At 67.7% G+C, this 7848-nt stretch carries 7 protein-coding genes; all 7 read left to right on the top strand.

The window, feature by feature from the left end:
- The first annotated feature begins 124 nt into the window (after positions 1–124).
- The 7 genes from G6N77_RS06970 to recN all read left to right on the top strand — a co-directional run bounded on the left by G6N77_RS06970 (position 125) and on the right by recN (position 7801).
- Positions 125–601 carry an SRPBCC family protein gene (locus G6N77_RS06970; protein ID WP_165181296.1) on the top strand — a complete coding sequence of 159 codons (477 nt, stop codon included), beginning with the start codon at positions 125–127 and terminating at the stop codon, positions 599–601.
- A gap of 107 nt (positions 602–708) precedes the next feature.
- Entirely contained in the window at positions 709–2928 is a 2220-nt protein-coding gene (locus G6N77_RS06965) for a hypothetical protein (protein ID WP_165181295.1), read from the top strand.
- A 4-nt stretch (positions 2929–2932) separates the two neighbouring features.
- Positions 2933–3973, top strand: a complete 1041-nt coding sequence (locus G6N77_RS06960) for an HAD-IIA family hydrolase (RefSeq protein WP_165181315.1) — start codon at positions 2933–2935, stop codon at positions 3971–3973.
- Positions 3966–4169 carry a hypothetical protein gene (locus G6N77_RS06955; protein ID WP_165181294.1) on the top strand — a complete coding sequence of 68 codons (204 nt, stop codon included), beginning with the start codon at positions 3966–3968 and terminating at the stop codon, positions 4167–4169. The genes G6N77_RS06960 and G6N77_RS06955 overlap by 8 nt, the downstream gene beginning before the upstream one ends.
- Positions 4166–4972 (top strand): TlyA family RNA methyltransferase, encoded by an 807-nt coding sequence (locus G6N77_RS06950; protein ID WP_165181293.1) that lies wholly within the window; start codon positions 4166–4168, stop codon positions 4970–4972. Before G6N77_RS06955 ends, G6N77_RS06950 begins: the two co-directional genes overlap by 4 nt.
- 26 nt (positions 4973–4998) lie before the next feature.
- Positions 4999–6078: an NAD kinase gene (locus tag G6N77_RS06945; RefSeq protein ID WP_165181292.1), complete on the top strand. Its 1080-nt coding sequence runs from the start codon at positions 4999–5001 to the stop codon at positions 6076–6078.
- Positions 6071–7801 carry a DNA repair protein RecN gene (gene recN / locus G6N77_RS06940; protein WP_165181291.1) on the top strand — a complete coding sequence of 577 codons (1731 nt, stop codon included), beginning with the start codon at positions 6071–6073 and terminating at the stop codon, positions 7799–7801. The genes G6N77_RS06945 and recN overlap by 8 nt, the downstream gene beginning before the upstream one ends.
- Positions 7802–7848: the final 47 nt, after the last annotated feature.

Genomic DNA, 7848 nt, shown 5'->3' with positions numbered 1-7848 from the left:
TTGCATTAACACACCAAACACAGCCACAACCCAACGCACCACGCAGGCCGGCAACACGGCCTCAGCGAAGGAGGTGCCGGGGCAGCCGCGTGCTTTTCACAGCAGGGCGCCGTAGGCTGTCCAAATGTCGAGCATCTTTTCACATGCCCCCGAACCTGATTACGTTTTGCCTGCAGAAGCCACCTGGCAGGTGATATCTGAGGTGGTGGGAACTGATGCAGTCCATGCTTTTGACGGATTTACAGACGCCGTTCATCTCTGGTGGCCAGTCTCGGAGCAGAGTGAATTTGGTGAAGGCTCGCATGTCGCCTTCCTTCGGGACAACTTTGTCGAGGAGGGCGAGGACGGCGATGAGTTGGCATGGGCCGATATCGTTGAATGGGAGTCGCCAACACTCCTGAGGCTCGACTGGCGTGTGGCAGATGCCCCGCTGTCGCCGTCGGAAGTTGAAGTTCGCTTTGAGGATTTAGTGGACGGTGCGTGCCGCATCTCCATTGGTTTTGAGGCTATGACGGCCGGCGACAGCCACCTTGTTTGTGATTGGCCACTCATCTTGTCCAGATACGCCAGATTCATGGGTGGGGCTCTCCGCCTCGACTAGACTGGAGTGTGGACCAATGGGTCCGGAGGTTTTGTGTTGGACAAGATCAATAGTGAAGAGCGGCTGTTACTGTGCCAGTTAGTGCGCTCATAGGTTTAGGAGTCGGCATGGCTGAGCATCAGGGTGGAAATCGCGACGGGAATTCCCGCGGGAGCAACGGCGGTGGATTCAATGGCGGCCAAGGCCGCGGTGGTTCCGGAGACCGCTCGTACGGTGACCGGAAGCCCTTTGGCGATCGCGACAACCGCGGCGGTCAAGGCGGGCGCCCCTACGGGAACCGCGACGACCGGCCCGCACGCTCCGGCGGAGACCGTCCCTACGGTGATCGTCCGGCACGCAGCAACGACCGCCCTTACGGCGACCGGAAGCCCTTTGGCGACCGCGACAACCGCGGCGGCCAGGGCGGCCAAGGCGGGCGCCCTTACGGTGACCGTGACGCACGCCCCAGCTACGGGAACCGCGACGACCGGCCCGCACGCTCTGGCGGAGACCGCCCGTACGGCGACCGCGACGCACGGCCCAGCTACGGGAACCGCGACGACCGGCCCGCACGCTCTGGCGGAGACCGCCCCTACGGCGACCGTGACAGCCGCGGTGGCCAGGGTGGACGCCCGTATGGCGACCGTGACGCGCGTCCCAGCTACGGGAACCGTGACGACCGGCCGGCGCGCTCCGGCGGAGACCGTCCCTACGGTGATCGTCCGGCACGCAGCAACGACCGCCCGTACGGCGACCGGAAGCCCTTTGGCGACCGTGACAACCGCGGCGGCCAGGGCGGCCGCCCGTACGGCGACCGCGACGCACGCCCCAGCTACGGGAACCGCGACGACCGGCCCGCGCGCTCCGGCGGAGACCGTCCCTACGGCGACCGTCCCGCACGCAGCAACGACCGCCCTTATGGCGACCGTGACAACCGCGGCGGCCAGGGCGGCCGCCCCTACGGCGACCGCGACGCACGCCCCAGCTACGGGAACCGCGACGCACGCCCCAGCTACGGGAACCGCGACGACCGGCCCGCACGCTCCGGCGGAGACCGCCCCTACGGCGACCGGAAGCCCTTCGGAGACCGCGACAACCGCGGTGCAGACCGCCCGATGGTCAATGGCCGGCGCGAAGACCGGAAGCCCTTTGGCGACCGCGACAACCGCGGCGGCCAGGGCGGGCGCCCTTATGGGGACCGCCCGGCGCGCAGCAACGACCGCCCCTACGGCGACCGGAATGACCGGCCCGGCCACGAGTCGCGGCCGGCTCATGATCGGCGCGATGACCGCGGCCCCCGGCAGGCTCCGCCGCGCAATGCTGCCGATCTGCGCAGTTCCAACCGTCCGGACCGCGAACGCTCACCTGAAATCGACTCCGACGTCACGGGCGAGGAGCTGGACAAGGTGACACGCGCCCAGTTGCGCATCCTGGATACCCGAAACAATGAATGGGTTTCCAAGCACCTTGTCATGGCAGGCCGCTTGATTGATTTTGACCCTGAACTGGCGTTCCGGCACGCCCTTGCCGCGAGCCGCCGCGGTGGGCGGTTGGCCTGCGTTCGCGAGGCAGTTGCCATGACCGCCTATGCTGCCGGCAACTACGGCGAGGCCCTGCGGGAACTGCGCACCTATCGCCGCATCAGCGGGTCCAACGCCCACCTGCCGCTCATGGCCGACTGTGAGCGCGGGCTGGGCCGCCCCGACCGCGCACTTGACCTGATCAAGTCGGAAGACGCCGAGTCCCTCGACGTGGCCGGCAAGGTGGAACTGGCCATCGTTGAGTCCGGTGCCCGCGGGGACCTGGGCGAACTTGACGCCGCCCTCTCTGCTTTGGAGCTCCCGCAGCTTGACATCAACCGGGCCTTCTCCTTCAGCCCCCGCCTGTTCCGTGCCTACGGCATGGTCCTTCGCGCCTTGGACCGCAAGGACGAAGCCAAAAAGTGGGAACGCCAGGCGCTCGTTGCCGAAGAGGCCTTGGGCATCGACGATTCCATGGACTCCATCATTGTGGACCTCGGTGCTGACGATGACGAGGACGGCGTGGAACTGCGTCCGCGCACGCGAGTCGCCGACGTCATGGACGGTGCTGAACCGGCCGACGGCGTTCCCGGTGCCGAGGCGGATGCCCCGGCCAACCAGCATGACGAGGTGGAGTCCGACGACGCCGAATCGGACGCCTTTGAGTCCGACGACGCCGAATCCGACCAGGACAGCATTGACGACGAGCTGGACCGCGCTGAGATGGGCGGCTCCGGCGACGAGGAATTGGACGCGCTCCTGGACGGGGACGGGGATGACGCCGGAACGTTTGATCACCACGACGGCGAACCCCGGAACGAGGGCTAAAGCGTTGCCCGGGGAGACTTTGCTGAACAGCTTCGATGCAGTGCTGGCCGATTTGGACGGCGTGGTTTATGCAGGGCCCCACGCCATCCCCGGCGCCATCGAGGCGCTGGGCCGGCTGGCCGGTATCGGCGTGAAGCTGGCGTACGTGACCAACAATGCCTCACGCACCCCGGCCCATGTTGCCGCGCACCTGCGTGAGCTGGGCGCGCCTGCCGACGACGATCAAGTGGTCAGCTCGGCCCAGGCTGGCGCGGCACTGCTGGCGCAAAAATTTCCCCGGGGCAGCAAGATCCTGGTTGTTGGCAGCAAGGCACTTGCCCAGGAAGTCGAGGCGGTGGGCATGGCCGTGGTGGACAGCGCCACGGACGCCCCCGACGCCGTCATCCAGGGCTTTGAGCCCACGCTCGGCTGGTCCGCGCTGGCCGAGGCCGCATTTGCCATCAACGGCGGTGCAAGCTGGATCGCCACCAACACCGACCTGACGATCCCGCAGGCCCGGGGGATAGCCCCCGGGAACGGTGCGCTTGTCGCTGCAGTGCGCACCGCCGTCGGGCATGACCCGCTGGTGGCCGGAAAGCCCGAGGCACCCCTGTTCCACACGGCCGCAAAGCGCCTGGGCGCGACGTCTCCCCTGGTGGTGGGGGACCGCCTCGACACGGACATCCTGGGCGGCAACAACGCCGGCATGGCCACGGCCCTGGTCCTCACCGGGATCGACTCGCTTGACTCTGCCCTGAAGGCGCGGACGGCCGAGCGCCCACGGTTCATCCTTGAGAACCTCGACGGCCTCTTCCAGCCGTATCCCGAAATATCCATGCGGAACGGTGTCTACAGCTGCGGCGGCGAACAGGCATGGGCCGAGGGGAACACCATCACCGTCCGCCTGTCCAACGGCAACGAGGACGGCAACTGCGACGTCAATGCCGGCCGGGCCATGTGTGCTGCCTGGTGGGCGGCCGTCCCCGAAACTGAGACCCCCACAAATCCAGCCATCGTGTTTGAGGGGCTGGTTCCGGTCCACGAGGGGGCCGTTGCGGATGCCTGAGAACCCCGCCGCGGGGCTGCCCGCCACAGGCGATGCAGCTGTGGACGCCTTGGTTGCCAAGGCCGCGGAAGCCGCTGTGCTGCCCACGGTCGACCACAACGCGCTGTACACCGGCATTCTGGCCGGGCTGCAGGAACAGCTGGACGCCAATCCTGCCGCCCAACCCGGCAGCCCGGGGCCGGCTGGCGCGCTGTGACCCGGCTGGACCAGGAACTGGCCAACCGCGGCCTGGCCCGGTCGCGCACCGTGGGGGCCTCCCTGATCAAGGCGGGCCGCGTCAGCGTCGACGGGACCATGGTTGCCAAGGCCTCCCACCCGGTTGACGCCGGCTCCACGATCACCGTGGCCGACGGCGGCGAGCCCGACTTTGTTTCCCGGGCGGGGCACAAGCTGGCCGGCGCGTTGGCAGCCTTCCCCCAGATTTCGGTGGCCGGCAGGCGGTGTTTTGACGCCGGCGCCTCCACCGGCGGTTTCACGGATGTGCTGCTCCGCCACGGTGCCGCCACGGTGGCCGCCGTGGACGTGGGCCACGGCCAGCTGGTGCAGGCCTTGCGCGAAGATCCGCGGGTGGACGTTTATGAGGGACTGAACATCCGGTACATGGCGCCCGAGGACATCGGCGGTGCAGCCGACCTGACGGTGTGCGACCTATCCTTCATCTCGCTGACCCTGGTCATGGCGCCGCTGGCCCTGGCGACACGCCCGGGCGGCGAGCTGCTCCTTATGGTCAAGCCACAGTTTGAGGTGGGCCGGGAGCGGCTGGCTCGAACCGGCGTTGTGGGCAGTGAGCAGGAGCGCCGGCGGGCCGTGGAGCTCGTGGCGCGCGCGGCGGCGGCCAACGGCCTGGCCCTCCACGGACTGGGTGTGAGTGCCCTGCCCGGGCAGGACGGAAATGTTGAGTATTTTCTGTGGGCAAGCCGTGAAGTGTCACCGCAGGCACATAAGATCGAAGAACAGACCCGGGCTGTGGAGACTTTGCTGGCCCAGGTCTGGCCCTGACGCCTAACCGGAGGAAAACCAAGCACATGACACGCCGCGTCTTGATCCTTGCCCACACGGGGCGCGAGGAATCGATGATTGCCGCCCTGGAAGCGTGCGTGCAACTGCACGCAAGCAACATTGTTCCCGTCATGTTTGCCGAGGAGCTGGCCGACATGACCGGCTATCTTGGCGTCTCCGACGTCAGCATGGAAATTCTGGGCCGCGACGTCACGCTGGCGGACATTGAACTGGTCATGGTCCTGGGCGGGGACGGAACCATCCTGCGCGCAGCCGAACTGGTGCGCGAACACGACCTGCCGCTGCTGGGCGTCAACCTGGGCCATGTGGGCTTCCTGGCGGAGAGCGAACGGGCCGACCTGATCCAAACCGTGGACTGGGTGGTCCGCCGCGAGTACTCGGTGGAGGAGCGGATGACCCTCGACGTCAAGGTCCGGGTCAAGGGCAAGGTGGTGGCCCACACCTGGGCGCTGAACGAGGTGGCCCTGGAGAAGGGCAACCGGGAGCGCATGATCGAGGTGGTCACCGAGGTGGACGGCCGCCCGTTGAGCTCTTTCGGCTGCGACGGAGTGGTCATGGCCACCCCCACCGGCTCCACCGCCTACGCATTTTCCGCCGGCGGGCCCGTGGTCTGGCCGGAGGTGGAGGCGTTGCTGATGGTCCCCATCAGCGCCCACGCGCTCTTCGCCAAGCCGCTGGTGGTGGCTCCCACGTCCACGCTGGCCGTGGAGGTGCTGACGCGCAACGGCGCGTACGGGGTGATTTGGTGCGACGGCCGCCGCACGGTTGACCTGCTGCCTGGCGCCCGCATCGAGGTAACCCGCTCCAGCCAGCCTGTCAAGCTCGCCAGGACGCAGCAGTCGCCGTTCTCCGAGCGGCTGGTGCGCAAGTTTGAACTGCCCGTCCAGGGCTGGCGCGGGCCCGGCACGGAGGAGCCGCCGCCCACCACGCAACTTCCCATCATCAAGAGCCCCAAGCCCAAAACGCAATTGGGGGGCCCGCCCACCGGTCCCATGCCGCAGCTGCCCGACCTGACCGCCACGGCGCTGCCGCACGGCGATGCCGCGACTGAATCCCTTGAAGGGGCGTGGCCGCGCCATGATTGAGGAAATACGGATCCGCGACCTCGGCGTCATCTCCGAATCAACGCTGCCGCTGGGCCCCGGCCTGAGCGTCGTCAGCGGCGAAACCGGCGCCGGCAAGACCATGGTGGTGACCGCCGTCGGACTTCTCCTGGGCAACCGGGCGGATGCCGGGGCCGTGCGCAATGGTGCCAAGAGCGCCTCCGCCGAAGCCACCCTGACCCTGCCTTCCGGCCATGCCGCCCTGGTCCGGGCGCAGGAGGCCGGGGCGGACATTGACGAGTTCGACGGCGGCGCCGAGCTGATCCTGGCCCGCACAGTCAGCGCCGACGGGCGCAGCCGTGCCCATGTGGGCGGCCGGAGTGCACCCATCGGCGTGCTGGCCGAGCTGGGGGAGACGCTGGTGGCAGTGCACGGGCAGTCGGACCAGATCCGGCTCAAGTCCGCAACGGCACAACGCGAGGCCCTGGACAAGTTTGCCGCCGAAGCCCAGAAACAATTCCCCGCAGCCATGGAAACGTATCAGGGCGTATTTGCCCGCTGGCGTGGGGCCCAGGCCGAGCTTGAGTTGCTGCGCACCTCCAGCCGGGAACGCCTGCGCGAAGCGGAATCCCTGACTGCCGCGCTTGCTGAAATTGACGGTGTATCGCCGCAGCCCGCCGAAGACGAGCTCCTCAAGGTCGAGGCCGTGAAGCTCGGCAACGTGGAGGAACTGCGCACTGCCTCGCTGGGCGCGCACGAGGCCCTGAGCGCCGAGGACTATGGGGAGGGCGCCGACGCCATCACCCTGGTGGACACGGCCAAGCGGCTGCTGGAAACCGTCTCCGATTCCGACACGGAGCTTGCCGAACTGGTCAAGCGGGTCTCTGAGGTGGGGTACCTGCTGGCCGACATTGCCCGGGACCTGGCCGGTTATGCCACCTCCCTCGATTCGGAGGGCCCCGGACGGCTGGCCGAAGTGGAGGACCGCCGCGGCGAGCTGGCCGTGCTGGTGCGCAAGTACGCGCCGAGCATCGATGAGGTGCTGGTGTGGGCCGAGGAAGCCCGTGCCCGGTTGGACGAATTGACTGACGACACCGGTCGAATCGAACGGCTCGAACTCGAGGTTGCCGCCTCGCTCGAGGAACTTGTCGGGCTGGCGGCAGAGGTGACGAAATTGCGCAAATCCGCCGCGGAGAAGTTGTCCAGGCAGGTCAGCGCCGAGCTGAAGGCCCTGGCCATGCCGGACGCAAAGCTGGTCATTGAGCTGTCACCGGCCGAGCGCGGCATCCACGGTGCCGACGACATCTCCTTCCTGCTCCAGCCGCATGCCGGGGCGCTTCCACGTCCGCTGGGCAAGGGTGCCTCGGGCGGTGAGCTTTCCAGGGTCATGCTGGCGCTGGAGGTGGTGCTGGCCGCCGTCGACCCCGTACCGACATTTGTCTTTGACGAGGTGGACTCCGGCGTGGGTGGCAAGGCCGCCGTCGAAATTGGGCGCAGGCTCGCCATGCTGGCCAAGCATGTCCAGGTCCTGGTGGTCACCCACCTGCCGCAGGTGGCGGCGTTTGCGGACCAGCACATCCTGGTGACGAAGAGCTCTGTGGGCAAAAACTCATCCGGTGGCATCACCACCAGCAATGTGCGGCTTTTGGACGACGGGGAGCGGGTGCGCGAGCTGGCGCGCATGCTGGCAGGACAGGAGGATTCGGCAACGGCGCAGGCACACGCCAAGGAACTTTTGGCAGACGCCCGGCGCGCCACAAGGTAAGGCAACTGGCAGGACGGACGAAGGACGAACGCAGTGCACGCAGGGTT

This window comes from Arthrobacter silviterrae, from assembly GCF_011045165.1.
Classification (GTDB): domain Bacteria; phylum Actinomycetota; class Actinomycetes; order Actinomycetales; family Micrococcaceae; genus Specibacter; species Specibacter silviterrae.
The sequence above is the reverse complement of the archived record's forward strand: the minus strand, read 5'-3'. Positions and strand labels throughout refer to the sequence as shown.